The sequence below is a fragment of the Bergeyella anatis genome, assembly GCF_036016955.1.
Lineage (GTDB): Bacteria > Bacteroidota > Bacteroidia > Flavobacteriales > Weeksellaceae > JAYWXI01.
The window spans coordinates 151,518-177,790 of the sequence record NZ_JAYWXI010000001.1; the positions used below are offsets into that span (position 1 = coordinate 151,518).

At 44.1% G+C, this 26,273-nt stretch carries 23 protein-coding genes, 3 tRNA genes and 1 other RNA gene; 20 read left to right on the top strand and 7 right to left on the bottom strand.

Annotated features, from left to right (window positions below):
* Nucleotides 1-41 precede the first annotated feature (41 nt).
* On the bottom strand, nucleotides 42-2,057 hold the full coding sequence (locus tag VQ048_RS00745) for a M3 family metallopeptidase (protein ID WP_327609775.1): 2,016 nt from the start codon (nucleotides 2,055-2,057) through the stop codon (nucleotides 42-44).
* A 129-nt stretch (nucleotides 2,058-2,186) separates the two neighbouring features.
* On the opposite strand from VQ048_RS00745, the gene VQ048_RS00750 reads away from it, so the two are divergent.
* From VQ048_RS00750 to rnpB, 5 genes are all read left to right on the top strand, one after another.
* Nucleotides 2,187-2,636, top strand: coding sequence for a hypothetical protein (locus tag VQ048_RS00750; protein ID WP_327609776.1), 450 nt, complete (start codon nucleotides 2,187-2,189; stop codon nucleotides 2,634-2,636).
* 30 nt (nucleotides 2,637-2,666) lie between these two features.
* Nucleotides 2,667-3,179, top strand: a complete 513-nt coding sequence (locus VQ048_RS00755; protein WP_327609777.1) for a nitroreductase family protein — start codon at nucleotides 2,667-2,669, stop codon at nucleotides 3,177-3,179.
* 135 nt (nucleotides 3,180-3,314) lie between these two features.
* Nucleotides 3,315-3,866 carry a 30S ribosomal protein S16 gene (locus tag VQ048_RS00760; RefSeq protein WP_327609778.1) on the top strand — a complete coding sequence of 184 codons (552 nt, stop codon included), beginning with the start codon at nucleotides 3,315-3,317 and terminating at the stop codon, nucleotides 3,864-3,866.
* A gap of 86 nt (nucleotides 3,867-3,952) precedes the next feature.
* On the top strand, nucleotides 3,953-4,498 hold the full coding sequence (rimM, locus tag VQ048_RS00765) for a ribosome maturation factor RimM (protein WP_327609779.1): 546 nt from the start codon (nucleotides 3,953-3,955) through the stop codon (nucleotides 4,496-4,498).
* Nucleotides 4,499-4,549: 51 nt separating this feature from the next.
* An RNA gene (gene rnpB, locus VQ048_RS00770) (RNase P RNA component class A) lies at nucleotides 4,550-4,859 on the top strand.
* Nucleotides 4,860-4,861: 2 nt separating this feature from the next.
* Here the strand turns inward: rnpB and VQ048_RS00775 are convergent.
* Entirely contained in the window at nucleotides 4,862-5,734 is an 873-nt protein-coding gene (locus VQ048_RS00775) for a PPK2 family polyphosphate kinase (protein WP_327609780.1), read from the bottom strand.
* Between the two features lie 87 nt (nucleotides 5,735-5,821).
* On the bottom strand, nucleotides 5,822-6,259 hold the full coding sequence (locus VQ048_RS00780; protein ID WP_327609781.1) for a DUF1573 domain-containing protein: 438 nt from the start codon (nucleotides 6,257-6,259) through the stop codon (nucleotides 5,822-5,824).
* A gap of 137 nt (nucleotides 6,260-6,396) precedes the next feature.
* Here VQ048_RS00780 and VQ048_RS00785 point away from each other — a divergent pair, with 137 nt between their 5' ends.
* The 6 genes from VQ048_RS00785 (at nucleotide 6,397) to VQ048_RS00810 (ending at nucleotide 12,959) form a co-directional block, all read left to right on the top strand.
* Nucleotides 6,397-9,012 (top strand): valine--tRNA ligase, encoded by a 2,616-nt coding sequence (locus VQ048_RS00785; protein ID WP_327609782.1) that lies wholly within the window; start codon nucleotides 6,397-6,399, stop codon nucleotides 9,010-9,012.
* A gap of 92 nt (nucleotides 9,013-9,104) precedes the next feature.
* Entirely contained in the window at nucleotides 9,105-9,743 is a 639-nt protein-coding gene (locus VQ048_RS00790; RefSeq protein ID WP_327609783.1) for a DUF4241 domain-containing protein, read from the top strand.
* 73 nt (nucleotides 9,744-9,816) lie between these two features.
* Nucleotides 9,817-10,722 (top strand): ribokinase, encoded by a 906-nt coding sequence (locus tag VQ048_RS00795; protein WP_327609918.1) that lies wholly within the window; start codon nucleotides 9,817-9,819, stop codon nucleotides 10,720-10,722.
* 8 nt (nucleotides 10,723-10,730) lie between these two features.
* Nucleotides 10,731-11,381: an HD domain-containing protein gene (locus VQ048_RS00800; protein WP_327609784.1), complete on the top strand. Its 651-nt coding sequence runs from the start codon at nucleotides 10,731-10,733 to the stop codon at nucleotides 11,379-11,381.
* Between the two features lie 61 nt (nucleotides 11,382-11,442).
* Complete coding sequence (locus tag VQ048_RS00805; protein WP_327609785.1) at nucleotides 11,443-12,039, top strand: hypothetical protein; 597 nt, start codon at nucleotides 11,443-11,445, stop codon at nucleotides 12,037-12,039.
* Between the two features lie 458 nt (nucleotides 12,040-12,497).
* Nucleotides 12,498-12,959, top strand: coding sequence for a hypothetical protein (locus VQ048_RS00810; RefSeq protein WP_327609786.1), 462 nt, complete (start codon nucleotides 12,498-12,500; stop codon nucleotides 12,957-12,959).
* A 401-nt stretch (nucleotides 12,960-13,360) separates the two neighbouring features.
* Here the strand turns inward: VQ048_RS00810 and VQ048_RS00815 are convergent.
* The 3 genes from VQ048_RS00815 to VQ048_RS00825 all read right to left on the bottom strand — a co-directional run bounded on the left by VQ048_RS00815 (nucleotide 13,361) and on the right by VQ048_RS00825 (nucleotide 13,625).
* Nucleotides 13,361-13,434 (bottom strand) — tRNA-Arg (locus VQ048_RS00815).
* A gap of 16 nt (nucleotides 13,435-13,450) precedes the next feature.
* A tRNA-Pro gene (locus VQ048_RS00820) sits at nucleotides 13,451-13,525 on the bottom strand.
* 15 nt (nucleotides 13,526-13,540) lie between these two features.
* A tRNA-Ser gene (locus VQ048_RS00825) sits at nucleotides 13,541-13,625 on the bottom strand.
* Nucleotides 13,626-13,758: 133 nt separating this feature from the next.
* Between VQ048_RS00825 and VQ048_RS00830 the strand changes: the two genes are divergently transcribed.
* The 4 genes from VQ048_RS00830 to VQ048_RS00845 all read left to right on the top strand — a co-directional run bounded on the left by VQ048_RS00830 (nucleotide 13,759) and on the right by VQ048_RS00845 (nucleotide 17,960).
* Entirely contained in the window at nucleotides 13,759-14,787 is a 1,029-nt protein-coding gene (locus tag VQ048_RS00830; protein WP_327609787.1) for an N-acetylmuramoyl-L-alanine amidase, read from the top strand.
* Between the two features lie 67 nt (nucleotides 14,788-14,854).
* Nucleotides 14,855-16,252 carry an aspartate ammonia-lyase gene (gene aspA, locus VQ048_RS00835; RefSeq protein ID WP_327609788.1) on the top strand — a complete coding sequence of 466 codons (1,398 nt, stop codon included), beginning with the start codon at nucleotides 14,855-14,857 and terminating at the stop codon, nucleotides 16,250-16,252.
* An 8-nt stretch (nucleotides 16,253-16,260) separates the two neighbouring features.
* Entirely contained in the window at nucleotides 16,261-17,061 is an 801-nt protein-coding gene (locus VQ048_RS00840; protein ID WP_327609789.1) for a class I SAM-dependent methyltransferase, read from the top strand.
* Nucleotides 17,058-17,960 carry a glycosyltransferase family 2 protein gene (locus VQ048_RS00845; RefSeq protein ID WP_327609790.1) on the top strand — a complete coding sequence of 301 codons (903 nt, stop codon included), beginning with the start codon at nucleotides 17,058-17,060 and terminating at the stop codon, nucleotides 17,958-17,960. The genes VQ048_RS00840 and VQ048_RS00845 overlap by 4 nt, the downstream gene beginning before the upstream one ends.
* An 11-nt stretch (nucleotides 17,961-17,971) precedes the next feature.
* Here the strand turns inward: VQ048_RS00845 and uvrC are convergent, their stop codons facing one another.
* Complete coding sequence (uvrC, locus tag VQ048_RS00850; RefSeq protein ID WP_327609919.1) at nucleotides 17,972-19,762, bottom strand: excinuclease ABC subunit UvrC; 1,791 nt, start codon at nucleotides 19,760-19,762, stop codon at nucleotides 17,972-17,974.
* A 137-nt stretch (nucleotides 19,763-19,899) separates the two neighbouring features.
* Between uvrC and hutH the strand changes: the two genes are divergently transcribed.
* From hutH to ppk2 (VQ048_RS00875), 5 genes are all read left to right on the top strand, one after another.
* Nucleotides 19,900-21,390, top strand: a complete 1,491-nt coding sequence (hutH, locus tag VQ048_RS00855) for a histidine ammonia-lyase (RefSeq protein WP_442872806.1) — start codon at nucleotides 19,900-19,902, stop codon at nucleotides 21,388-21,390.
* Between the two features lie 117 nt (nucleotides 21,391-21,507).
* Entirely contained in the window at nucleotides 21,508-22,842 is a 1,335-nt protein-coding gene (locus VQ048_RS00860) for a hydroxymethylglutaryl-CoA reductase, degradative (protein ID WP_327609792.1), read from the top strand.
* Nucleotides 22,843-22,990: 148 nt separating this feature from the next.
* Complete coding sequence (locus VQ048_RS00865; RefSeq protein WP_327609793.1) at nucleotides 22,991-24,376, top strand: serine hydrolase domain-containing protein; 1,386 nt, start codon at nucleotides 22,991-22,993, stop codon at nucleotides 24,374-24,376.
* Between the two features lie 157 nt (nucleotides 24,377-24,533).
* Nucleotides 24,534-25,388, top strand: a complete 855-nt coding sequence (gene ppk2, locus VQ048_RS00870) for a polyphosphate kinase 2 (RefSeq protein ID WP_327609794.1) — start codon at nucleotides 24,534-24,536, stop codon at nucleotides 25,386-25,388.
* Between the two features lie 45 nt (nucleotides 25,389-25,433).
* Nucleotides 25,434-26,237, top strand: coding sequence for a polyphosphate kinase 2 (gene ppk2 / locus VQ048_RS00875; RefSeq protein ID WP_327609795.1), 804 nt, complete (start codon nucleotides 25,434-25,436; stop codon nucleotides 26,235-26,237).
* The last annotated feature ends 36 nt before the right edge of the window (nucleotides 26,238-26,273 follow it).

The window sequence follows — 26,273 nt, forward strand, 5'->3', positions numbered from 1 at the left end:
AGCCCATAGGGTTCCTGCCGATTTCTTTAGGAAGAATTTTCTTAGATTCCGAAAGCGCGTTTGAGCAAGCTATCGGTTTGAGGTTCCCTGCCTCTGAAATTTTTATAGAGGGTCATGGGGTCTATGGTTCCTCCGGAGGCCAAAAGGGTTTTGTATTTGGCTGCGGTTTCGGCGTGAAACAAACCGTTTTCTTTGAAGTATTGGAAGGCGTCAGCATCCAATACTTCGGCCCATTTGTAGGAGTAGTACCCGGCGGCGTACCCGCCTTGGAAAATATGGGAGAAGCTTGGCGATAGGGCGGTTTCGGGATGGGAGGGATAGAGGTTTGTGGCTTGGCAGGCTTTGGTTTCGAAAGCTTTAAGGTCTTTCAGGGGTTCGGTCTCCGTATGGAAGGCCATGTCGAGCAAGCCGAATCCCAATTGTCTTAGCGTTTGGTAGCCTTCCATGAAGTTTTTGCTTTCGGCGAGTTTTTGTATTTTCTCCTGAGGCAATTCTTCGTTTGTTTGGTAGTGTTTTGCGAATGTTTTCAGGAATTCGGGTTCGTAGCAGTAGTTTTCCAAAAACTGTGAGGGAAGTTCCACAAAGTCCCATTTAACGGAAGTTCCGGAAAGATTAGGGTATTGGGTGTCTGCTAACAAGCCATGGATGGCGTGTCCGAACTCGTGAAACAGCGTTGTAACCTCTTGGAAGGTGAGTAAACTTGGCGTGTCGGCGGTGGGTTTGGTGAAATTGCACACTACGGAGATGTGCGGGCGATGGTTTTGACCGTCTTTTTGGTATTGGTTTTTATAGCTGGTCATCCATGCACCGGCGCGTTTGCCTTTTCTGGGGTGGTAGTCGGTGTAGAGAAGGGCTTTGTAGGTTCCGTTTTCGGAGACCTCGTAGGTTCGGGTTTCCGGATGGTATTTTGGAACGTGGTGGACTTCCTTGAAGGTTAGCCCGAAGAGGGTTTCGGCTAAGTTAAAAACGGCTTTTTCTACTTTTTCCAGTTGAAAATAGGGTTTTAGTTCTTCGTCATTGAGGTCGAATTTTTCCTTTCTCAGTTTTTCCGCGTAATAGACATGATCCCAACTTTGGAGGTCTTCGATGCCGTCTTTTTGGGCGAGTTTTTTTAAGGCTTCGATGTCGTTATGGGCGAATGGTGTGGCTTTTTCCAAAAGTTCATGGAGAAATTGGAATACTTTTTCGGGGGTTTTGGCCATTCTTTCTTCCAGTACATAAGCGGCGAAGTTTTCGTAGCCTAGCAATTGGGCTTTTCTTTTTCGGAGTTCGACGATTTCTTTGATCAGGTTTTGATTGTCGAATTCTCCACCGTCAAAGGCTTTTTTTCCGTTGGCTAAAGCAAGTTCTTTCCTCAGTTCCCGGTCTTGAATGTAGGTCATGGCGGGTAGGAAACTCGGGTATTGCAGGGTAATGACATACCCGTCCAGTCCTTTTTCTTTGGCTTCTTCTGCGTATTGGGAAAGGACGGATTCGGGAAGGCCTGATAATCTGCTTTTGTCCGTGAGGTGTTTTTGGTAGGCGTTGGTGGCAGAAAGAACATTTTGGCCGAATTGAAGCGATTTTAAGGCTAGTGTCTTGTGGAGTTCTTCGAGGGTTTCTTTGTCTTTTTCGTTCAGTAGGGCTCCGTTTCTTACGAAACTTTTATAGGTTTGGTCCAAGAGGGTTGTTTGCTCTTCGTTGAGCGAGTATTGGGCTTTGGCTTCGTAAATGGTTCGGACTCTTTCAAAAAGAATGGAGTTTTGAGCCGTTTTGGAAGCAAATTCGGTTAACAGAGGAGAGATTTCCTGAGCGATGCGTTGAATTTCGTCATTGGTTTCCGCCGAGTTCAGGTTGAAAAAAATGCTGGAGGCGTTATCCAGCGCTTGACCCGAATAGGCCAGGGCTTCGATGGTGTTGGCGAAGGTGGGCGGTTGCGGATTTTGTGCAATTTGGTTGATTTCCGCTTCGGCCTGCTCGATGAGTGTTTTGAACGCCGGGAGGTAGTCGCTGGTTTTTAGTTGGTCGAACGGTGCCGCTTGATAGGGCGTATTGAAAGGTTGGGTTAATGGATTCATGTGTTTTGTTTTTTTAGAAAGTAACAAGGCGAGCAAAAATTATTCCTTTGCTTTTGTTTCGGTCATTTTGTATGGTTTTTGGGAGGCTTTTCGGAATTTTTCTATCTTCGTGTAAAAGTTGTATTCGTTTTGTCATCGGGCGTGTATTGTAAGGAAGAGCTTAAGGCATATGTTTTGGATCGGATTTCGGGAAAGATAAAGACCTTGGATTTTTATCGTGGTTTTACTTTGGAGGCGAGTTTGGATCTTAAGAAGACCTCAAAATACGATTCTTTTCGGGAGGAGATGCAGGAGGAGATCTATCATTTGGATCGGCAGATGCACGCGCTTAAGACTATGCAGAGGAAGATGCGGGCGGTGGTGGTTTCCCGTGCGGAGGTGGTGCAATTGGGGGCTTTGGTGCTAACTAATAAGGCTAGGTTTTATCTTTCGGTGTCTTTTGGGGAGTTTTTTTTCGAGGGCGAAAGGTTCTATGCTATTTCGTTGGAGAGTCCGATGGGGAAGGTTCTAGCGGGAAAGCGGCCGGGAGACGAGTTTGTTCTTAACGGAATTTACCAAAAAATCGTGGCGGTGTATTGAACCGTATTTAATCGTAAAATATAAGAAAAAATGGAAGAAAAAGAAGTTTTAAAAAGCCTTATCGAGCGTCGTCGGAGTCGTTTTCCGAAGGATTATTCGGGAGCGGAGGTGGCCTCGGAGGTTTTGGCTGCGGTGCTTGCCTCGGCGGAGTTTGCTCCGAACCACAAGCGTACCAAGCCTTGGCGTTTTCGGGTGTTTCAGGGGGAGGAGAAGAACCGTTTTGGGCATAGGGTGGCGCAAGTGTACAAGGCGACCACGGGAGCGGAGCAGTTTATGGTGAAGAAATACGATGCGATAGTTCAGAAGTGGGAACGCTCCGGCGCAGTGTTGACCGTTGTGGTGAATTTCAGCGGAATGGTTCCGGAATGGGAAGAAGTGGCGGCTGTTGCAATGGCCGTGCAGAATATGTATCTTACTTGCGAGGCGCACGGAATAGGGTGCTACTGGGCAACGCCGGGGGGGAAGGATCATTTGGCGGAGGATTTGGGCTTGGAAGCCAATCAGAAATGTTTGGGCTTTTTTTTCATGGGACCTTTGGTTTAGTATAGAACGTTTTTTTCGGGAAGTTGGAAATAATTGAAAATAGGGGAGTCGTGGTATTGTTTCTTTTCGAAAATTTACTAATTTTGCAACCTCAAAAATATTAACCGGGACGAGTATCCCAAAAACTAAACATTTATGTCAGTAAAAATTAGATTACAAAGACACGGTAAAAAAGGAAAACCTTTTTTCCACATCGTAGTGGCCGATGCCAGAGCGAGAAGAGACGGTAGATTCATCGAGAAATTGGGAACTTACAACCCGATTACCAACCCTGCAACAATTGAGTTGGATGTAGATGCTGCTGTAAAATGGCTTAACAACGGTGCTCAGCCTACCGATACTGCAAGAGCGATTTTGTCTTACAAAGGGGCTTTATTGAAGAAGCACTTGCAAGGTGGTGTAGCTAAAGGAGCATTCGACGAGGCGGAAGCGGAAAGAAGATTCAACGCTTGGTTGGAGGCTAAAGAAAAAGCGGTAGAGAACAAAAAAGAAGGTTTGGCAAAATCCAAAGCGGACGCAAAACAAGCGGCTTTGGAAGCTGAAGCTAAAGTTAATGCTGAGCGATTGGCAGCGAAAGAGGCTCAATTGGCCGAAGCTAAAGCGGCAGAGGAAGCTGAAGCGGCTGTGTCAGAAGAGCCGGCTGCAGAAGAAGCAGCGGAGGAGTCTGCTGAAGGCGGCGAAGCTTAATCGCTATTGTCAGACGATTACCCGATAATAAGGCGTTTCTTTGTGGAAACGCCTTTTTCGTGCTAATAAATTTCTATTTTTGCATTATGAAAAAAGAAGAGTGTTATTATTTGGGACGCATTACCCGTACGCATGGTCTTGCGGGGAATGTGATTTTGAAGTTGGATACCGACCAGCCGGAGTTTTACAATAAGCTGGAGTCTGTTTTTGTGGAAATCAATGGGCTTTTGGTGCCTTTTTTTATTGAAAAACAAAAGTGGAGTAAGGAGGATGCCAAGATCATAACGTTTAAAAACACAACGCTGGCCATGGCGGAACAAACGGTGGGAAAAGAGGTTTATCTTCCTCTGTCCACTTTACCCGAACTAACAGGGAATCAGTTTTATTACCATGAGGTTATCGGATTTGAGATAAAAGATCAGACATCGGGGGATTCTTGCGGAATCATTAAGGCGGTTAACGATCAAACGGCGCAACATTATTTTATATTGACCCTTCAGGGGAAAGAGGTGGTTATTCCGATTATTAAGGATTGGATTACGAGGGTTTGCCGTGAGACGAAATGCATTACGATGCAGCTTCCCGAAGGCTTGTTGGAGGTGTTTTTGGTGGATACTCCAAAAGACGAGTGATTTTTTTTCAACGTCTTTCTTTTCGTTGAAAAGCTCTATCTTTGCAATTCACAGGAAAATCGGCTTGTTGATCTCCATCGTTGTGGAGGTAGGAAAGTCCGGACACCGTAGGGCAGCATAGCGGCTAACCGCCGTCCACAGTAATGTGAGGACCAGTGCAACAGAAAGCAAGTACAGTTCGGCTGTAGTGAAATCAGGTAAACTCTATGCGGTGCAATGCTAAGTATATCATCAATTAAGGGCGGCTCGTCCGTTGATGAGGGGTAAGCAGCTAAAACTCCGCTGTAAGGCGGAGTGTAGATAAATAACAAGCGTCGTACTTTGTACGGTACAGAATCCGGCTTATAGATTTTCCTGTGATTTTTAATCTTCTTTTTCCAAAATGCGTCGGGCTTCAGCGAGGTTTGTTTTTTCTTCCTCGGGTAATTCAGGGTATTGGGGATTCATTTCTTCAAGTGCTTTGATGATGATTTGGATGACCGCGAGTCTTGTTAGCCATTTTTTGTCGGCCGGCACAATGTACCACGGGGCATGAGGTTTGGAGGTACGGTTTATGGCTTCTTCGTAGGCTTCTTGGTACAGGTTCCAAAGGGCTCTTTCTTTCAGGTCGCCCATTTCGAATTTCCAGTTTTTGTCGGGTTGATCGATGCGCTCCAAAAGACGTTGCTTTTGTTCTTCACGGGAGACGTTTAGGAAGATTTTTACGATTTTTGTTCCGTTTTGGGCGAGGTGTTTTTCAAAGTTTTCGATGCTTTCGTAGCGGTTGTTCCAAAACGTTTGGTCTAGTTCTTGGGTTGAGTGCCAAACTTTTTCTCTGAGGTTGTATTCGGGATGCACCTTGCAGACCAGTACATTTTCGTAGTGGGAACGGTTGAATAGTCCTATTTTTCCTTTTTCGGGAAGGGCGAGATAATGCCTCCACAGAAAATCGTGTTGGTACTCTTTTGTACTGGGGGATTTAAAGCTGGTGACTTCGCACCCTTGAGGGTTGAGACCTGCGAAAACGTGTTTTATGGTGCTGTCTTTTCCTGCGGCATCCATGGCTTGGAAGACGACTAGTAAGGCTTGGCGTCCGTCGGCATAGAGTTTCTCCTGCAGGGCGAAGAGTTTTTTCTTTTCTTCTTTTAATTGTTTTTGACCTTGTTTTTTGGTTAGTTTGCCGTTGTAGGTGGTACTGAATTTTTTCAGTTGGATTTTTCCTTTGGCGAGGTATTTTTCAGAGAAGTTGGTTGGCATATTATTGGAATTTAGGATGAAACGAAAAATCGCCTCCGATAGAGAGACGATTGCATAAAATTAGAATTCAAACGCAAACGTTTCTTATTATTTCGCTGAATTCTTTTTTGGACTATTTTTTGCCGGTGCAGCGGGTTGTGCCGCAGTGGTTTCGGGAGCGTTAGGGTCTACTTTTCCTTTGATGTAAAGGACGGATCGGCTGTTGCTCGGATCGTTGGAGTAGACTTCGATTAACTTTTGGAAATCCCCGTTGATTTGGGTGTTGTACCCGACTTTAATTTGTGCAGTTTTTCCCGGAAGAATGGGGTCTTGGCTCCATTCCGGAGTGGTACAGCCGCAAGAGGCTTGCACTCGGCTGATGATTAGGGGCTTGTCGCCTGTGTTTTTCACTGTAAAGAAACGGTGGCCTTCAGCTCCTGTTTTCACGGTGCCGTATTCGATGGTGGTTTTATCGAAAGAAATGGTTTGGGCGGAAGCAGTTGCCAGAGCACCAATAATGAACATTCCTGCAAGTAATTTTTTCATTTTTTGTTTTTTTTAATTGTTTAGTTAGTCTCTTAAAAGAGAAAATTGGAGGAGCAAAGTTAAAAATATTTTCAATTCATACGCCCAAAATTACCCTTTTCCCTATTTTTGCAAAAATAAAGCCAAAAAAAGAAGCTATGCAGATTTCAGATAAATACAGTCCGCAAGAGACCGAACAAAAATGGTACGGGTATTGGATGGAGCAGGGGTATTTTCATTCGACACCGGACGACCGTCCGCCGTACACTATTGTAATTCCGCCGCCTAATGTAACGGGGATTTTGCATATGGGACATATGCTTAATAATACCATTCAGGATGTGTTGATTAGACGAGCAAGGATGAGAGGCTATAATGCTTGTTGGGTACCAGGAACCGACCACGCCTCTATTGCTACGGAAGCGAAGGTCGTGGCTAAACTAAAGGCGGAAGGCATTAACAAATCGGATATTTCTCGTGAAGAATTCCTAAAACACGCTTGGGAATGGACGCATAAATATGGCGGAACAATTTTAGAGCAATTAAAAAAATTAGGTTGTTCTTGCGATTGGGACAGGACCCGCTTTACGATGGAGGATAAACTCTCCGATCAAGTGATAAAGTCTTTTGTGGATTTATATAACAAAGGGCTCATCTACAGAGGTTACCGTATGGTTAACTGGGACCCGGAAGCCAAAACCAACATATCCGACGAAGAAGTTATTTTCAAAGAACAAAACGGAAAACTCTATCACTTAAAATATCAGATTGAGGGCACGCAAGACTTTCTTACCGTGGCGACCACGCGTCCCGAAACCATTTTCGGTGATGTGGCCGTATGCGTAAACCCTAATGATGAACGCTACCAAAAACTTATCGGCAAGACCGTTATTGTGCCTATCGTTAATCGTGCGGTGCCGATTATTGCCGATGAATATGTGGATATTGAATTCGGAACGGGGACATTGAAAATAACGCCTGCCCATGATGTTAATGATTACGAAATTGGTCAAAAACACCAGCTTCAAATCATTGATGCTATTGACGACGATGGCAAACTGAATCATCACGGAATGTATTACGAAGGGAAAGACCGTTTTGTGGTGCGTAAAGAAATCGCAAAAGAGTTGGAAGCGAAAGGTCTTCTCGCCAAAGCGGAAGATTATGTAAACAAGGTGGGGACTTCCGAGAGAACGGGAGCGGTGATAGAACCTAAAATCTCTCAACAATGGTTCTTGAAAATGTCCGAAATTGCCAAACCTGCTTTAGAGGTGGTCATGAACGACGAGATTAAATTCTATCCCGATAAATTTAAAAACACCTACAAATATTGGATGGAAAACATCCGAGATTGGAACATCTCTCGTCAGCTTTGGTGGGGGCAGCAAATCCCTGCCTACTACTACGGAGAAGGCGAAAACGATTTTGTAGTAGCGGAAAACGCTGAAAAAGCATTGGAATTAGCAAAAGAAAAGTCTCAAAATCCAAATCTAAGCCTTGCCGACTTAAAACAAGACGAAGATGCTTTAGACACTTGGTTCTCTTCTTGGCTGTGGCCAATGTCCGTATTCGACGGATTATTAGACCCTAACAGCAAGGAAATCAACTATTATTATCCTACCACCGACCTCGTTACAGGTCCAGACATCATTTTCTTTTGGGTAGCCAGAATGATTATGGCAGGATTGGAATGGAGAGGTAAAGTTCCTTTCAAAAATGTATATTTCACAGGGATTGTAAGGGATAAACAAAGACGCAAAATGTCTAAATCTTTAGGCAATTCACCTGACCCAATAGAGCTCATTGACAAATACGGTGCAGACAGCGTAAGAGTTGGGATTCTGTTGAGTTCTGCGGCTGGAAACGACCTTCTGTTCGACGAAGACTTAATGCTACAAGGGCGAAATTTCGCTACTAAAATATGGAATGCTTTCCGTCTAGTACAAGGTTGGAAACAAGAAGACAAACCAGCTGGTGCAGTTGAAAATCAAACGATAGAATGGTTTGGTCATTTATTAGATAAAACCGTAAAAGAGATTAACGAGCAGTTTGAAAAATTCAGAATTTCAGACGCCTTACATCTTATTTATAAATTAATTTGGGACGATTTCTGTTCTTGGTATTTGGAAGCCATTAAACCAAATTACGGCGAGGGTATTTCTAAGGAAATTTACGACAAAACCATTGCTTATTTTGAAGCGTTGATGAAATTGCTCCACCCTTTTATGCCTTTCTTAACCGAGGAGCTTTGGCAAAATATTATCTCAAGAAATACAGACGAAGCCCTCATTATCGCTCAACAAAGAGAGGCATCAGAATTTGATGTGAATATTATCAACCAATTTGATATTGCTAAAGAGTGGATTTCTGGCGTGAGAAATTACAGACAAAGCAAGGGTATTTCTCCTAAAGAAACCGTAGAGCTCTACACCAATGCTACCGAAAATAGCAACGAAGCACTTATAAAGAAATTGGCTAATGTTTCAAATATTTATTTCAATGAAAAAACAGACAAACCAAGTTTCTCTTTCTTGGTTGGTTCTACGGAACTTTCCATACCGCTTAGCGAAACGCTTGATTTGGAAGAAGAGAAGAAGAAAACAGAGGAGGAACTTTCTTATCTTAAAGGCTTTTTAGCTTCAGTTGAGAAAAAGCTAAGCAACGAAAAATTCGTTAGTGGAGCTCCTGAAAAAGTGGTAGAAATGGAACGAAAAAAACAAAAAGATGCCCTTGATAAGATTGCGTTATTGGAGGAAAAGCTGAAAACCCTCTAGTCTGAATAAGGTTCATCTGAAGGAAAAAAGACCGGTGAGGCGTTGCTTTATTGGTCTTTTTTCGTTTATCTTTACTTTTTATACCTGCGGTTATGGAACATCTTGATAATATTAAGAAATTATTTGGTAAAAATTTTGTTGAAAGTCCTCTTTTGGAAACCTTTGAGGCGGGGCGTATTGTGTTGCCGACGGGGGAAATGGTGGCTTGTGATCCTCTGATTACAAAGGACATGAAGCCTTTTACGGTTCGTTTTCCTAGTGGTTCGTTTCCGGTTTTGGTTCATAAGGAGAGGGAGAGCAATTGCGTGGCTTATGTGGAAGTGGTTTTCGGGGTGGCTGATGCGCTACGTTGGGAAATGGCGGTAACGGAGGGGCAGAAAATTCAAGAGCTTAAAGAGGGCGAAATCTTCGGTTATCCGGTGGCGTCGGGAATGGGGTGTCTTATGGATGTGGAGACGCAGGCCTCGCTCAACGCTTTGGAAGAGAAACTTTTTCGTAGAAAGGGAAATGATTTTATGGGGATTTATGAAGAGTTTTTCCATGAGCATTTTTTTGATGAAAAAGGGGCGATAGACCAGTATGCTTTTCTTTTTCCTGACGAGTCGAAACCGGGGAGCCTTTTTGCTTTTGAAGCGGGATATGGCGAGGGTTTTTACGCCAGTTATATTGGTCGGGATAAGGACGGCGGAGTGGTGAAACTGGTTACGGAGTTTATTGAGATTCTAAGTTAATAAGCGTTAAATACGGAGGGGTGTAAATTTCAAAAAACTACCTTTGTATATCCAATTTTTAATTTATTTGATGATGAAGATTACTTCAGAACAGCCGAAAATCATGGTGGTGGGAAGTTCCTCTGTGGATCTTGTGCTCAATACCGAGAATTATCCGATGCCCAACGAAACGGTTTTGGCAAGTAAATCCGAAAGTTTTTTCGGAGGTAAAGGGGCTAATCAGGCGGTGGCGGCTTCCCGTTTGGGGGCGGGGGTTTATTTTGTTGGTGCGGTGGGGATGGATCCTTATGGCCAGCAGATTCTTCGGAACTTGGTTGATGAGGGCGTGAACGTGGGGTTTGTCCGAGAGCGGGAAGATTATGCGACGGGGACGGCTTATGTAACGGCGGCGCAAGGCAAAAATGCCATTGTGGTGGTTCCTGCGGCTAATTTCACGTTGCGGCCTGACGATGTGGAGGTTGCCGAACGGTTTTTGGCGCAGTCGGAACTGGTATTGCTTCAGCTGGAAATTCCTTTGGAAACGGTTGCTTATACGGTGGATTTGGCAAAGCGTCATGGGACGAAGGTCGGGATTTATGCGGCGCCGGCACAGCGCCTTCCGGAGGCGGTGTTGGATTATGCCAGCTTCATTGTCGTTAAAAGTGGTGAACTTAACACCGTGTTTGGGGACAAGTGGTCTCGGGAAGAGATTCTTCGACGGTACGAAAATCGGGTTTTCGTAAGGGATGATAGCAATTCCACGACGTACTTCAATGGTGAGGAGATGATTTATCTCCGCAACGATAGGGAAGATGTCTTGAATAAAATGGGGATGGGGGATGCTTTTACTGCCGGTTTTGCGGTGGCCTTCTGTCATGGGAATACGGTTAACGATTGCGTGAAATTCGGGAATGAGGTTTCGCTTAAAGTTGCTGTTAACAGAGGTTCGCAAAGAGGTTTGCCCTACCTTAGAGATTTGATGGGAAAATGCAGTCAATAAGCAAAAATATGAACGATTGGATTATTCCGCTGACGGTGGATTTTGTCCGTTGTCGGCTTGAGGGTGCAGAAGCGGGGCACGATTGGTTCCATGTGGAGCGGGTTTGGAAACTTTCGGTTACGATAGCCCAGACGTTGGCGTGCGACCGTTTGGTGGTGGAACTGGGAGCGCTGCTGCACGATATTGCGGATCCTAAATTTCATGACGGGGACGAGGCTTTGGCTTTGCGTACGGTTCGGGATTTTTTGGTTTCTCATGCCGTGGAGGAGAGGCTGATCGAGAAGGTTTTGTTTATCATTCGGTATGTTTCGTTCAAAAACCGCTCGGAAATGCCGGAGACGATTCCGATAGAACTTAAAATTGTCCAGGATGCGGATCGTTTGGATGCCATCGGGGCGATTGGGGTGGCCAGGACGTTTAATTTCGGAGGGTATAAAGGAAATCCTCTGCATGATCCGGCTCAGCTTCCAAGGCTCGGTATGAGTAAGGAGGAGTATAAACAATCTCAAGGGACGACCATTAATCATTTTTATGAAAAGTTACTGTTGCTTAAGGATTTGATGCAAACCGAAAAGGGGAAGGCGTTGGCGAAGGAGCGGCATGCGTTCATGCTTTATTTTTTGGAGCAATTTTATCACGAATGGGAAGGCGGGGGCTGAACCTGATTACTTGTTTAAAGCTGTTTTTGGAAAGCCGTAAAAAAGAGTATCTTTGTCTGTAATGGAAAGTTTTGTATTTTTTGTTTTTCTGTTATTGGGGCTCGGAGTCTTGGCTTCGGCCTTTAGGACGGGGGCTTATGCTCGGCAGGCTCGTTGGTTTCGTTTGGGGGTTCTTTTGGTTTCGTTTCTGTATTTTTCTTATTGGTTTGTGCAGAAGAGCACAGAACGTTTTCAGCAGGATTCCATGGCGGTTCAGATTATCAATAAACTGCCTCAGCCGGTGGATTTTTATGTTATCAAAATCAAGAAAGGCACGAAGGTTAGCACCGAGCGTTTCGAGATGATGCATGTGGGGCGAATTCGTCCGGAGCATTATCGTTTGGAGTATCTTCGGATGGACAATTCGGATGAATATTGGTTGGCAGGGTATATCGGAAAACGTAATTTGGCTTATTTTTCCCAACATTATGTCCCGAATAAAAACATGGATCAGATTTTGGAGATCCATAGTTTTATCAATCAAAGTGTGCGTTTGTCGGAAACGGCGTCCCGTCAGGTTGACCGCTACAGGGCCGAACATATGTCGCTGAGTGTTTGGGTTACGCTGAGTTTCTTGTTGATGTTTCTCAATATGATGCTTTTTTTTATGAAAAAATAAATAAAGGGATTGCGGTGGGACAGCCTAAAACCATTTTTAAATTTGGCCTGAGAAGCAGGGGAGGGTTGAAGCGTTATCCCAAGAATTTCTTTTCTACAAAAAAAAATAAAATCAGTAAAGGGTAGCGGCGAAATGACGGTAATTATTTAGTTGGGTTTGGGATGAACTATTTTTGTGAGGGGGTGGGATTCGTTGTCAATCATTTGCGAAAATTCAGAACCTAGATATTCAGTTATGTGTTGTAACCATAGGAGAGCTCTTACAATAAACGTGTTTTTCTGTCTTGCGTTGACGTTGTTTTCTTGTAACCAGAATTCAAGAAAGGAAAAAAGACCGTTACAGATATAGATACAGTAACAACAATAACAGAAAACAGCTCCAAAAGAGAATCCTTTAAACAGGTAGTTGAAAATTTGCCGAACGAATTATTCGAATTTGTGCCGACAAACTATTCTGTTTTGGACACGGTATCAGGCGACTTAAATCTAGATGGAATCAAAGACTACATTCTGGTACTTAAAAAAAATGGCGAAGACACTTTGTCCGATGTTATTAATAATCCCGAAAGAAGGCCATTATTGATCTTAATACGCAACAAAGACAATAAACTGCAACTTGTGAGAAAAAATGACAATACTGTATATTGTATTGATTGTGGTGGAATTATGGGGGATCCATTTATGGGCGTAACAATAAAAAACGGCTATTTTTCAGTTGAACACTATGGTGGAAGTGCTTGGAGATGGACGAGAATAATCACATATAAATATTCTAAACAAGACAACGAATGGTTTTTACATAAAGACGGTTCAGAAAGTTTTCACGCTTCAGAACCCGAAAGAATTGAAAGTAAAATTAAAACGACAAAAGACTTTGGACGAGTAAAGTTTGAAGACTTTGATATTTACAAAGAAGAATAAAAGGCCTACGCATGACGCGGGGCTTGCGTCAGACGGGTTGATAGACAAACTTGAAGCTTTGGGCTTCTAATGAATTTTAGTAATAAAATTTGTGCTCCGAAACCCGCTCACCCGCAAGGCTCGAAACCGTTATGCAAGGCAAATCCTGAAAGTTTGCGACAATGGTCTCGGTCAAACGGTTTGGCTGGCTCTGAGTTTTTATTGAGATTGTTGTCTTTTTGTGTGTTTAATACCGGAAAATCAGCTTGTTATGCTTGTGTGAGGTTTTAAGTGGAAATTTGTTTGGGGATTGTTTTGGCGGAATTTAATGTTGTTGCTTACGTTGTCGTTTAACATTAAATGCCAGTGTTGAGGTGAAATAAAAAACCGCAAAACCTTTGTGGGAGGGGATTTGCGGTTAGTGAGCGCGAAAGGATTCGAACCTTTGACCGTCTGCTTAGAAGGCAGATGCTCTATCCAGCTGAGCTACGCACCCTTAATTGTTTATTTTGTCGGGGTGGCAGGATTCGAACCTGCGACCTCCTGGTCCCAAACCAGGCGCGATGACCGGACTACGCTACACCCCGAGTGTTTTTTTGTTGCGGAGGGTATGAGATTCGAACTCATGCGACACTTGCGCGTCGACAGTTTAGCAAACTGCTCCGTTAACCACTCCGGCAACCCTCCTTGACAATTTCTTTAAGAACTTCTCTTCCGTAATTGCGAGTGCAAATATAGAACACTTTTGTTAAAGTACCAAATGTTTTTACATCTTTTTTTTCGTACTTTAGCAGAATAATTCCATTTAAAATCAATAAAAATGCATAAGACATTGTTATCCATTGGGTTGGGTGTGGTTTTGTTTTCGTGTGCTTCTCAGAAAAAAACATCTTTAGAACCGAAACCAGCCAAACCGCAACCGGGAATGCTGACCGATAAAGCAAAAACTCAAGAAACCACGGTGGATAGACCGGCGGTGGAACGCCATGGCGGGCATGCATTTTATCGGGTTAATATAGCGGATGCTTCAAAGAACAATAATACGATTAGCTATGGCTCTATCGTGGAGGCCAATCCTCAGGGGTATCAGGTGGTTAAAACTTACTTTCCTTCGGTGGGGCAAAATTTTCGCCAAAGGTATGTGATTTTACATTATACGGCCTTGGATAACGAGAAGTCGATACGGGTTCTTACGCAGCAATCGGTAAGTGCTCATTATTTGGTGAATGATCTTGACGATAAGGAGATTTACCAACTGGTGGACGAGAACAAGCGGGCTTATCATGCAGGGGTTAGTTCTTGGCGCAAGGTTGAGAACCTCAACGATTCCTCTATCGGTATTGAGATTGTGAATACGGGGTACACGGCGGATGCACAGGGAAATAAGACGTTTTACGACTATCCGGAATGGCAATACCGAAAAGTGGCGGCCTTGGTGAAGGATTTGGTGGATCGTTATCAGATTGCTCCGTTCAATGTGTTGGGGCATTCGGATATTGCTCCGACCCGGAAGGAAGATCCCGGTCCGAAATTTCCTTGGAAGAGACTTTATGAGGAATACGGATTGGGAATGTGGTACGAAGAATCGGCTAAGTTGCGTTATTTGGAGCAAATGGATGATTCGACTTTTTCCCAGCAGGTGGATACGCCGCCTTTTATTTTTCAATACCAAACGATGCTTAGGGATTTTGGGTATGGTTTGCTGCCTAACGGAGCGGCGGATCGGGTTTCCAAAAAAACGGTGGAGGCTTTTCAGTATCGTTTTCGTCCGGAGCGGTGCGACGGTGTGATGGATATGGAAACGTATGCCATATTGCAGGCTTTGTTGGAGAAATATCCGGCAAAATAAATGAAGGGATGTTTTGCGTTTGCAGGATGTTTTTAAAAGCCGTAACTTATCGTCAAAAATGAAACCGATGGAAAACTATAGAAAAGAAAGCGACCTTTTGGGGGAATTGAATGTTCCTGAAAAAGCCTATTATGGGGTTCAAACTCAAAGGGCGATTGATAATTTTAAAATTTCGGGGCAGAAACTGGCCTCATACCCTCACTTTATCAGAGCTTTGGGGATGGTGAAGAAGGCGGCGGCCAAAACCAACTATGAGCTTGGCTTTTTGGATGAGACGCTTTATCGTTTTATTTCGGAGGCTTGCGATGAAGTGATGGAGGGACGTTACGATGCGCATTTTCCCATAGACATGATTCAGGGTGGTGCTGGGACTTCGGTTAACATGAATGCAAACGAGGTCATTGCCAATGTGGTTTTGGAAAAAATGGGGAAACCTTTGGGGGCTTACCAGTATTGTTCGCCCAACGACCATGTGAATCTTTCGCAATCGACTAATGATGCTTACCCTACGGCGATTAAGTTGGCTTTGCTTCAGCTTAACGAGGTTTTGGTGGAAAAGCTGGCTCAGACGGTTGAGGCTTTTCGAGCTAAGGGGCGGGAGTTTCAGGAGGTTATTAAGATGGGACGGACGCAGCTTCAGGATGCTGTTCCGATGACTTTGGGGCAAGAATTTGAAGCTTTTGCGGCGACTTTGGAGGAGGATATTTCTAAGTTGAATAACAATGCGCTTCTTTTTGTGGAGGTTAATATGGGAGCAACGGCCATTGGCACGGGGCTCAATGCACCTGCGGGGTATGCGGCGCTTTGTGCGGAAAATTTGGCTGAAATTTCGGGGTATGCGGTGGTGTCTGCCCCGGATTTGGTGGAGGCGACGCCCGACACGGGATCGTATGTGATTTATTCTTCGGCGATGAAGCGTTTGGCGGTGAAGCTGTCAAAAATTTGCAATGATCTTCGGCTGTTGTCTTCGGGACCTCGTGCGGGGTTGTTTGAGATTAATTTACCGCCGATGCAGCCGGGGAGTTCGATTATGCCGGGGAAGGTGAATCCGGTGATTCCGGAGGTGGTGAATCAGGTTTGTTATAAGGTAATCGGTAATGATTTAACGGTGACTTTTGCCGCCGAGGCGGGTCAGCTTCAGCTTAACGTGATGGAGCCTGTGCTTTCGCACGCCATTATGGAGAATATTCATTTTCTTTGCAATGCGTTGGATGCTTTGAGGGAAAAATGCGTTGTGGGCATTACGGCTAATCGGGAGGTTTGCCTTGATATGGTAAAGCATAGCATTGGGATTGTAACGGCACTTAATCCTTACATTGGATATAAAAATTCCACGGCGATTGCCAAGGAGGCTTTGGCGAGTGGGAAAAGCGTTTATCATTTGGTTTTGGAGAAAGGGCTTTTGTCTCAGGATAAGCTGGATGCCATTCTTGATCCCAAAAACATGCTTAAACCTTTGAGTTAAATTCGGTGATGGGGAAGATCCAAAAGTTTTTCAAATTATTGAATGCCGTTTCCCGCGAGCCTTCACGGCTTAATGCCGTGCTTTTAGACAACGAGGTTCAAAGGGGCGAGCATCTTAAGAAATACCCGCATAGGGAGGCTTTGCCTCAGGTGGGGCTTGAGGCTTTTGGCGGGGAGGTTTTGATGGAGGTGGAGCTGTTTCTTTCAGAGGGCGGTTCGCTTCCTATGGATCATGCTTTGCTTAAGACTTTGGCTTCGGCGCGTTCTTCTTATTTTGAAATTGGAACTTGGCGCGGAGAAAGCGTATGGAATGTTTCTCGGGTTTTACAGGACTGCACTACGCTTAATCTCTCGGCTTCGGCGATAGAGGCATTGGGTTATTCTTCGCGTTATGCGAAGCAACATGGGATGCTTTCCTGTCGAAATCCGGGCATCAATCATTTGGAGGGCGATACCAAAACGTTTGATTTTGCTTCGCTCGGACGTCGTTACGATTTGGTTTTTATTGACGGGGATCATAGTTATGCCATGGTTCGTCAGGATACCGAAAAGGTTTTCGAGCATTTGGTGCATTCTGACACGGTAGTGGTTTGGCATGATTACGCTTTTAATCCGGGGAAGGTTCGGTATGAGGTTTTTATGGCGATTTTGGATGCTTTGCCCGAGGCGTTGCACGGCTGTCTTTATCATGTGGCTCATACGATGTGTGCTGTGTTTTATAGGGGAGAAGTGGCGGCTTCGGCATTTGATCCATTGAAGGAGCCGGAGCATCTTTACCGTTTGGATATTAAAAAACAATTGTTGCCTTGAAGTTTTTGATTGTTATTCCGGCGCATAATGAGGCGCGGTATTTGGCTTATTCGCTTCAGTCTTTGTGTCGGCAAACTTATGCGGATTTTGAAGTGGTTGTGGTTAATGACGGCTCTACCGATGCGACGGGGGAGATAGCGGAAGCGTTTGGGCGAAAGGATCTCCGTTTTAAAGTGATTCATTTGGAAGAATCGGCTCATTCGCCCGGCGGGAAGGTGGTGAAGACGTTTAATCGGGGGCTCGAATCCCGAGGAACCGATGGAGTGGAGGTGGTTTGTAAGTTTGATGCCGATGTGGTTTTTCCTGAAAATTATTTGGAGGTTTTGGCAGAGGTGTATCGTTCGGATGCTAAAATAGGAATGGTTTCCGGTTTGGTTTTTGTTTCGGAGGATCAGGCACGGTTGGAGACCGAGGGGTTGAAGGACGAATTGTTGGATTTTTCCACACGGAAAGGTTGGCGTTTCGAGAATTTGTCTTCTAAGAAGCATGTGAGGGGGCCGGTGAAATCTTACCGTAGGGCTTGTTTTAAAGCCATGGGAGGGCTTCGCGGGGTGTTGGGTTGGGATAATATTGATGTCATGCTGGCAGAGATGCACGGTTGGTCCACGGTAACGGTGGCGGGATTGTGGGTGAAGCATCTTCGTCCTACAGCGTACAAATACAAGTCGCAGAGAGCTCAAAAGTTGGGGCAGTATTTTTATAATATCGGATTGGATGCTCCGTTGGCAATGATTGCTTCGGCAAAGGCGGCTTATAAAAATCGGTCGGTTTCCGAGTTTTTTGTCAGTATGAAGGCGTTTTGGGCTCAGAAGGAACCTCGGGTATTGTCGGCTTCCGAAATTCGATACATCCGCCGTTTGAGGTGGCGGCGGATGAGGGACACGCTTTTTGGAGGGTGAACGAATGCTTTTTAGGCATTGAAATACGTCCAGACTATTTTTCCTTTGGATTTACCGATGATTTCTTCCAAAGTTTCGAGAGGGGCTTCTTTGATTCTTTTGACGGACTTTAGTTTTTGAAATAAAAGTTCGATGGATTTTTCGCCTACACCGGGAATTTCCTCCAATTCGGTTTTGATGGTGGCGTTTTTACGGCGTGTTCGGTGGTGTTTTACGCCAAATCGGTGGGATTCATCCCGAACCCTTTGCAGGATTTTCAATGTTTCCGATTTTTTGTCCAAATATAAGGGGATGGGGTCTTCGGGAAAGAAGATTTCTTCCAGTCTTTTGGCGATGCCGATTACGGTTATTTTTCCGTAAAGTCCCAGTAATTTTAGGCTTTTTACCGCGGAGGAAAGCTGGCCTTTGCCGCCGTCGATAAGGATCAGTTGTGGTAAGGCCTCGCCTTCGTCCAGCATTCTTTTGTACCGGCGGTAGATGACTTCCTCCATGGTGGCAAAATCGTTGGGGCCGGTTACGGTTTGGGGGTGGAAAATGCGGTAATCCGATTTGGAGGGTTTTCCGTCTTTAAACACCACGCAGGCGGATACGGGGTTGGTTCCCTGGATGTTGGAGTTGTCAAATCCTTCGATGTGGCGGGGCTCTACGGGCATTCGGAGGGATTTCTGCATTTCGGCCATGATGCGGTTGGTGTGTCTTTCGGGGTCGATGATTTGCACCTGCTTTAGTTTTTCCAGGCGGTATTCTTTGGCGTTGTTTTCGGAGAGCTCTACGAGGCGTTTTTTATCGCCGACCTTGGGCACGATGAGTTTCACGCCGGGAATCTCAAAATTGAGGTGGAAAGGGAGAAAGATTTCTTTGGAATCGGATTCGAATTTTTTGCGTATTTCGATTAAGGCTTGTTCTAAAACGGTTTCGTCACTTTCTTCCAGTATTTTTTTGATTTCGGTGGTGTAGCTTTGGATGATGTTTCCGTTTTGGATTTTGAAATAATTGACATACGCCGCCGAGTCGTCGCTGGTCATCCCGAAAACGTCCACGTCATCAATGTTGGGGTTGACGACCGTGTGCTTGGCTTGATACTCCTCCAGTTGTTCCAAACGTTCTTTGACCATTTGGGCATTTTCGTATTCGAGATTTTGGGCGAAAGCCATCATTTCTTCCATGAGATAGGCTTTGGCGGTTCGGAAATCTCCTTTGACAATCCCCCGAATGGCATCGACTTTTTTATTGTAGCTTTCCTCACTTTCCAACTCTTCACAGGGGCCGTTGCAGTTTTTAATATGGTATTCTAAACAGACTTTGTATTTGCTGTTTTGTATTTTTTCGGGAGAGAGGTTGAGTGCGCAGGTTCGGATTCGGTAGATGTTTTTAATGGTTTCCAAAAGAATTTTGGCCGGTCGGACTTTGGCGTACGGTCCGTAGTACTCGCTTCCGTCTTTTATTTTGTTCCGCGTAAGGAAAATACGAGGGAAAGGCTCATTTTTAATGCAGATCCAAGGGTAGGACTTATCGTCTTTCATCATCACGTTGTAAAACGGTTGATGTTCCTTGATGAGGTTGTTTTCCAGTAGCAAGGCGTCGTATTCGCTGGGGACGATTGTGGTTTCCAAACGATGGATTTTACCGACCATGATTTTGGTTCGGTAGCCCGATAGGGTTTTGTTGAAATAGGAAAGAACTCTTTTTTTTAGATTTTTGGCTTTTCCCACGTAGAGCAGTTGTCCGTTTTTATCGTAATAGCGGTAGACCCCCGGATCGCTGGGGAGGGTTTTCAACTGGAGTTCCAAATCGGCATTCATGGAAGCAAAAGTACTAAAAAATCCGATTGTCAAACGGGCTTCTTTTGGCAATGAGGAGGGGTATTTCTGATTTTTCGGGATCTTTTTTAATTTTATTATCTCGGGAATAAGCCGTAAATTGGGGAAATTTTTTAATGATGATTTACGGAATAGATACATTTACATTTCATGACGTTTTGGAGATTGCCAAGTATCCGAAATTGGCCAAGCTCAACGAACAAGCCAAAGCACAGATTCTCAAGTCCCAAAATAACGTCAGACGCATTGTGGAGTCCGACCGTACGGTTTATGGGATTAATACGGGCTTTGGTCCTTTATGCGATACTAAGATTTCGGAAGAAGAAACGGCGCAGTTACAGCATAATTTGATTATTTCCCATGCCGTGGGGGTGGGGAACCCTATCGACAAAGAGTTGTCGAAAATCATGATGATTTGTAAGATTCATGCTCTGTCGAAAGGGTTTTCGGGCGTTTCGTTGGAGGTGATCGAGCGGATGATTCTGATGTTGGAAAAAGACATTATTCCGGTGGTTCCCGAACAAGGTTCGGTAGGGGCTTCAGGGGATTTGGCTCCGCTTTCGCATTTGGTGCTTCCTCTTTTGGGGCTGGGGCAGGTTTGGGACAATGGTAAACCTCACGATACGAGAATTGTTCTCGAAGAAAATAATTTGAAACCTTTGCGGTTAGGGCCTAAGGAGGGCCTGGGGCTGATTAACGGGACGCAATTTATTTTGGCGCATGCCATCAAGGGCTTGGAAAAGATGGAGTATCTTTTGGATTTGGCCGATTTGGCGGCGGCTATGAGTTTGGAGGCTTATCGGGGTTCGGCGAGTCCTTTCAAAAAGCAGTTGCATGAAATTCGTCCTTTTCCGGGGAGTCAGAGCGTGGCAGAGCGGATGCTGATGTTTTTGGAGGGGTCTGAAAATCTTAAAATTCATGAAGACTGTTCAAGGGTTCAGGATCCTTATTCCATTCGTTGCGTGCCTCAGGTGCATGGTGCCAGCCGCAATGCTTTTGAGCATTTGAAAGCGATGGCCGAGATCGAGTTGAACTCTGTGACGGACAATCCTATTGTTCTGAGTGGGGAAGAATCTATTTCGGGAGGTAATTTCCATGGTCAACCTTTGGCTTTGCCTTTGGATTATGCGACGTTAGCGGCGGCCGAAATCGGAAATATTTCCGATCGTCGGAGCTACTTGCTTTTGGAGGGGAAATTTGGTTTGCCAAGGCTTTTGACGGAAAGTTCGGGGCTTAATTCGGGTTTTATGATTCCGCAATACACGACGGCGGCGTTGGTTACCGAGAATAAGACGTTGTGCTTTCCGGCTTCTGCGGATTCTATCCCAACCAGTTTAGGGCAGGAGGATCATGTGTCGATGGGAAGTATTTCGGGGCGGAAATTTAATCGGGTTTTGGATAATTTGGTGCCGATTTTTGCCGTTGAGCTTATGTTTGCGGCTCAAGGTTTGGAGTTCCGCCGACCCGCCCGGTGCTCGGAAATTGTGGAAGAAAATTACGACATTCTTCGGAGTTCGGTACGGAAGCTGACCAACGATAGGGAAATCGGTAAAGACATTTTGGCTATTGCCGAACTGATTAAAGACCGGGCATTTATTGTCAATAAATAAAAGTGAAACGAAGGAGTGCTTTTTGAGTGCTCCTTTTTTTTGAGGTTGCTTTTGGGGCTGAGGGTTTGTTTTGCCCCGGTGAAAATGCCTATCTTTGACCCTTAAAAATAATGCACTATGAAGCATCAGCCGGTTGAGGGATTTTCCAAGTTGTCCAAGCAAGGGAAAATCGATTGGATCGTGAACGAATACCTTGAGGGAAATGACGAGTATCAGAAGATTTTAAAACAATACTGGAACGAGAACCCCGAACTTCAAAAACTGCACGAGGAATTTTCGGAGAACACCGTTTCCAATTTTTATATGCCTTACGGCATAGCACCCAATTTTTTGATTGACGGGAAACTTTTGGCTTTGCCTATGGCCGTGGAGGAGAGTTCGGTGGTGGCAGCGGCGTCGAAATCGGCTAAATTTTGGCTGGATAAAGGCGGGTTTAAAACCACTATCATCAACACGACCAAATTGGGGCATACGCATTTTATTTTTGAGGTGGAGCCGCATCGCCTGAAGCATTTTTTCAATTTTGAACTCAAAAAGAAACTCTTGCAGCAGACCGAGGCGATTACGGCCAATATGAGGAAGCGTGGCGGAGGAATATTGGATGTGGAGTTGGTGGATAAAACGTCGGAATTGTCCAATTATTATCAGTTGAAGGCTAGTTTCGATACGGTGGATTCCATGGGAGCGAATTTCATCAATTCTTGCTTGGAGCAGTTTGGAAAGACTTTGAAGCAGGAAATTGAAACTTCGGCGGCATTCACGGAGGAGGAGAAAGCGTCTTTGCAGGTGGTGATGAACATCTTGTCGAATTTTACACCGGATTGCATTGTAAGGGCGGAAGTTTCGTGCCGGATAGAAGATTTGAAGGACGATTCGGGGATTTCACCGGAAGAATTTGCCTGGAAGTTTAAGCAGGCGGTAACGATTGCGGAAATAGAACCTTATCGGGCAACCACTCATAACAAAGGCATCATGAATGGAGTGGATGCCGTGGTGATCGCCACCGGGAATGATTTCCGAGCGACGGAGGCTTGTGCGCATGCTTACGCGGCGAAAGACGGACAATACCGTTCGCTGACGCATTGCACGACCGAAAATGGAGTGTTTCGTTTTTGGATTGATCTTCCGATTTCCGTGGGTGTGGTTGGGGGATTAACGAATTTGCATCCTTTGGTGCGTTTTTCACTGGCTTTATTGGGCAAGCCTTCGGCACAGGAATTAATGAGTATTTTGGCGGTTTCGGGGCTGGCGCAGAATTTTGCGGCGCTTCGTTCTTTGGTCACAACGGGCATTCAGAAGGGGCATATGAAGATGCATTTGTTCAATATTCTTAATCAATTTGGAGCCACGGAGGAGGAAAAACAATATTTTGTACAGTATTTTAAGGATAAAACGGTGAGCCATCACGAGGTGATTTCGGAGCTGGAAAGGCTTCGGGCTTCCAAAATCTAAATCAAAAAAAACTCTGGTACTAACACCGGAGTTTTTTTATAGAAAGTCATGCTCTAAAATTTTTAAAATTCCTGAAAAAGCCGTACCTTTATAAAGGGGATGAATGAGGGGGAATTCAAAAGTTGGCTGTCATTATAAAACAAACCGTATGCAAAAATCACTCTTAATTTTAATATTAGCATTGACGACAAATTTATTGTTCACTCAAACCGACAATTACAAAACTGCGATTGATAATTTTCAAGCGAACTACAATGCTGAAAAGTATGACGAAATTTTCAACGACTTTTCGCCAGAGATGAAACAAGCATTGCCACTTGGGCAAATTGTTGAATTTTTAAAAGGACTTAAAAAACAGGTCGGTAAAATTGAGAACAAAGAGTTTGTTGCTTATAAACAAGGGACTTACGCAATGTATAAAACGAAGTTCGAGAGAATGATTTTAGCAGTAAATATTTCTCTTGACATTGAAAACCTAATAAACGGACTTTATATCAAACAGTATGAAGAACCAACACAAACCAATAATGCCGTAAATGCACTAAATAGTTACCCCAAAGAAATTGCGGAAATAATCTTCGGAAAAACTAAAAATATTCCGAATAATGCACAGCTTTCTATTGCGTTAATCCAAAACGGAAAAACAAATTATTACGGAATTATAAAAATAAACGACACTATAAAAACTATCGAAAATCACAACAAAATTTTTGAAATCGGCTCTATTACAAAAGTTTTCACATCGACTGTTTTAGCTTCACTTGTTGAAGATAAAAAAATCAAATTAGCAGACAATATCAATACTTTTTATCCTTTCACTTTCAAAGACGATACGAAAATCAATTTTGAAAGTTTAGCCAATCACACATCGGGTTTGCCTCGTTTGCCTGAAAATTTAGACCCAAAAGACCAAAATAATCCATACGAAGATTATGACAAAAAAGCGATTAATGAGTATTTACAAAATTTGATGAAACTCAATTCAAAAACCTATGCTTATTCAAATTTAGGTGCAGGATTATTGGGCTATACGCTTGGCTTATCACAAAAAACAACATTTCAAGAATTGCTGCAAAAGAGAATTTTTGATAAATATAAAATGAAAAATTCTTTTGTAAATTCTCAAAATTTGGGAAATAATCTCGTAAAAGGATTAAATAACAACGGTAATACTACTTCAAATTGGGATTTTGACGTTCTGTTTGGAGGTGGAGGAATTTTATCGACAACCGAAGATTTGGCAAAATTTGCAAACGCTCAATTCAATCTAAAAAACAAAGAACTCGCACTGACACGAAAACCAACGTTTGACATTAACGAAAATATGAAAATTGGTTTAGGTTGGCACATTTTAAAATCCGAGAACGGAAAAGACTTAATTTGGCACAACGGAGGAACCGGTGGATATTCTTCATCAATGGCCGTAAATATTCAAGAAAAAACGGCAATCATTATTTTATCCAATGTTGCTGACATCAACGAAAATATTGACGAACTTTGCTTTGAACTAACAAACAAAACTGATAAAAAATAACGAACAGCCAACATCGGTTTGGCAATATGGCGGCTGAAGTACTTCTATGAAACATTGGTACAAGGTTCAACGGCAGTAATTCTATTGAACTTTTGTGCTAAAATCCGCCACATCGCCAAGCCGTAAACCGATAGAGAAGTATTTATTAAACCGAGATATGAGTAATTTGACCGATTTTCAAAAGTTAGAATCCAAGGAAGATTTGATTCGCTATCTTATGGCGAACAAGGAAGAGAATCCTTTTTATGGCGAGGTGTTAGACAAGGTGCGATACGAGATTGAACTGCGGCAGTTGCAGGCGGAGCTGGTTGATTTTCAAAAATGGGCGGTGGAGAACAAGAAAAAAATCGCCATTATTTTTGAGGGGAGGGATGCCAGTGGGAAAGGCGGAACGATTAAGCGTTTTATTGAACACCTTAATCCTCGGGCAATGCGTTTGGTGGCATTAAATAAACCTACGGACGTGGAGAGGGGGCAGTGGTATTTTCGTCGGTATATCAAGGAGCTTCCGAACGAGGGAGAGGTTGTGTTTTTTGATCGGAGTTGGTACAATCGTGCGGTGGTGGAGCCTGTGATGGGGTTTTGTACGCCGGAGCAGTACGAGAGTTTTATGGTTCAGGTGCCTGAATTTGAGCATATGCTTTACGAGGCGGGGACGCATATTATTAAGTTTTGGTTTAGCGTGTCGAAGGATCAGCAGCTTTACCGCTTCAACCGTCGTTTGAAGAACCCTTTGAAGCGTTGGAAGTACAGCCCTGTGGATGAGAAGGGGCAAGAACTTTGGGATACGTTCACTTATTATAAGGATCAGATGTTCAGCCGTACGCATAATGCGTTTTCGCCTTGGGTGATCGTGAAGTCTGACAATAAGCTGCAGGCGAGGCTGGAGGCGATTCGTTACGTTCTTTCCTTGTTTAATTATTCGGGGAAGGCGGAATCGGCGGTGAATCTGAATCCCGATCCGAATGTGGTGCAGCGTTATTTCCGTACGGTTAAACAGATTGACCAATAGTCTGAGACCGAGTGCCGTTGTTTAATGCATTAAACCGATTAAATTATGAACATTACAAAAGAACAATTCGAGTTACTTAATACGAAGAAGGGGCTTTATGCTTTGCTTCAGAACGAATATTTGGATGTCGAGAAGGCTCAGAAATTCGTGAAATACGAGAAACGATTGGCCAAACTTCAGGAGGAAATGATAAAACTGCTCAACTGGGTGGTGGAGAACAAGAAGAAGGTGGTGGTGGTTTTTGAGGGGCGCGATGCTGCGGGTAAAGGCGGGGCGATCCGACGGATCACCGAAAATCTCAATCCTCGCCAGCATCGGGTGGTGGCATTGCCGAAGCCGGATGAGGTGGAACTCGGGCAGTGGTATTTTCAGCGGTATATTAACCAGTTGCCGCGTTCGGGAGAGATTGTGTTTTTTGACCGCAGTTGGTATAACCGTGCAGTGGTTGAACCGGTGAACGGTTTTTGTACGCCTCAGGAATACGAAACGTTTATGGCTCAGGTGAATGAATTTGAAAAAATGTTGATTGGTTCCGGTGTTTATTTATTGAAGCTTTATTTTTCTATTTCTAAAGAGGAGCAGGCTAAACGGTTTGCCGATATTAGGAATAGTCCTTTGAAAAAGTGGAAATACAGCGAGGTGGATCGCAATGCGCTGGCGCTTTGGGATAAGTACACGGAGTACAAGGAAAAAATGTTTGAAGTAACCAGTACGGCGCATGCGCCTTGGAAGATATTGAAGGCGAACAAGAAATCCAAGGCACGGATAGAGGCTTTGGAATACGTGCTTCAGAATATTCCTTATACGGTAAAGGATTTGGAGGCGATTTCGCACCAAGAGTTGGATTGATGAATTTTATTTATCGTAATACAAGAAAAGAGCTCT

What these genes read in the sequence shown, in the direction of transcription:
- VQ048_RS00745 (WP_327609775.1), bottom strand. Translation starts at nt 2,057, where the DNA reads ATGAATCCATTAACCCAACCTTTCAATACGCCCTATCAAGCGGCACCG.
- VQ048_RS00755 (WP_327609777.1), top strand. Translation starts at nt 2,667, where the DNA reads ATGGAAGAAAAAGAAGTTTTAAAAAGCCTTATCGAGCGTCGTCGGAGT.
- VQ048_RS00760 (WP_327609778.1), top strand. Translation starts at nt 3,315, where the DNA reads ATGTCAGTAAAAATTAGATTACAAAGACACGGTAAAAAAGGAAAACCT.
- rimM (WP_327609779.1), top strand. Translation starts at nt 3,953, where the DNA reads ATGAAAAAAGAAGAGTGTTATTATTTGGGACGCATTACCCGTACGCAT.
- VQ048_RS00775 (WP_327609780.1), bottom strand. Translation starts at nt 5,734, where the DNA reads ATGCCAACCAACTTCTCTGAAAAATACCTCGCCAAAGGAAAAATCCAA.
- VQ048_RS00780 (WP_327609781.1), bottom strand. Translation starts at nt 6,259, where the DNA reads ATGAAAAAATTACTTGCAGGAATGTTCATTATTGGTGCTCTGGCAACT.
- VQ048_RS00785 (WP_327609782.1), top strand. Translation starts at nt 6,397, where the DNA reads ATGCAGATTTCAGATAAATACAGTCCGCAAGAGACCGAACAAAAATGG.
- VQ048_RS00790 (WP_327609783.1), top strand. Translation starts at nt 9,105, where the DNA reads ATGGAACATCTTGATAATATTAAGAAATTATTTGGTAAAAATTTTGTT.
- VQ048_RS00795 (WP_327609918.1), top strand. Translation starts at nt 9,817, where the DNA reads ATGAAGATTACTTCAGAACAGCCGAAAATCATGGTGGTGGGAAGTTCC.
- VQ048_RS00800 (WP_327609784.1), top strand. Translation starts at nt 10,731, where the DNA reads ATGAACGATTGGATTATTCCGCTGACGGTGGATTTTGTCCGTTGTCGG.
- VQ048_RS00805 (WP_327609785.1), top strand. Translation starts at nt 11,443, where the DNA reads ATGGAAAGTTTTGTATTTTTTGTTTTTCTGTTATTGGGGCTCGGAGTC.
- VQ048_RS00830 (WP_327609787.1), top strand. Translation starts at nt 13,759, where the DNA reads ATGCATAAGACATTGTTATCCATTGGGTTGGGTGTGGTTTTGTTTTCG.
- aspA (WP_327609788.1), top strand. Translation starts at nt 14,855, where the DNA reads ATGGAAAACTATAGAAAAGAAAGCGACCTTTTGGGGGAATTGAATGTT.
- VQ048_RS00840 (WP_327609789.1), top strand. Translation starts at nt 16,261, where the DNA reads ATGGGGAAGATCCAAAAGTTTTTCAAATTATTGAATGCCGTTTCCCGC.
- uvrC (WP_327609919.1), bottom strand. Translation starts at nt 19,762, where the DNA reads ATGAATGCCGATTTGGAACTCCAGTTGAAAACCCTCCCCAGCGATCCG.
- hutH (WP_442872806.1), top strand. Translation starts at nt 19,900, where the DNA reads ATGATTTACGGAATAGATACATTTACATTTCATGACGTTTTGGAGATT.
- VQ048_RS00860 (WP_327609792.1), top strand. Translation starts at nt 21,508, where the DNA reads ATGAAGCATCAGCCGGTTGAGGGATTTTCCAAGTTGTCCAAGCAAGGG.
- VQ048_RS00865 (WP_327609793.1), top strand. Translation starts at nt 22,991, where the DNA reads ATGCAAAAATCACTCTTAATTTTAATATTAGCATTGACGACAAATTTA.
- ppk2 (WP_327609794.1), top strand. Translation starts at nt 24,534, where the DNA reads ATGAGTAATTTGACCGATTTTCAAAAGTTAGAATCCAAGGAAGATTTG.
- ppk2 (WP_327609795.1), top strand. Translation starts at nt 25,434, where the DNA reads ATGAACATTACAAAAGAACAATTCGAGTTACTTAATACGAAGAAGGGG.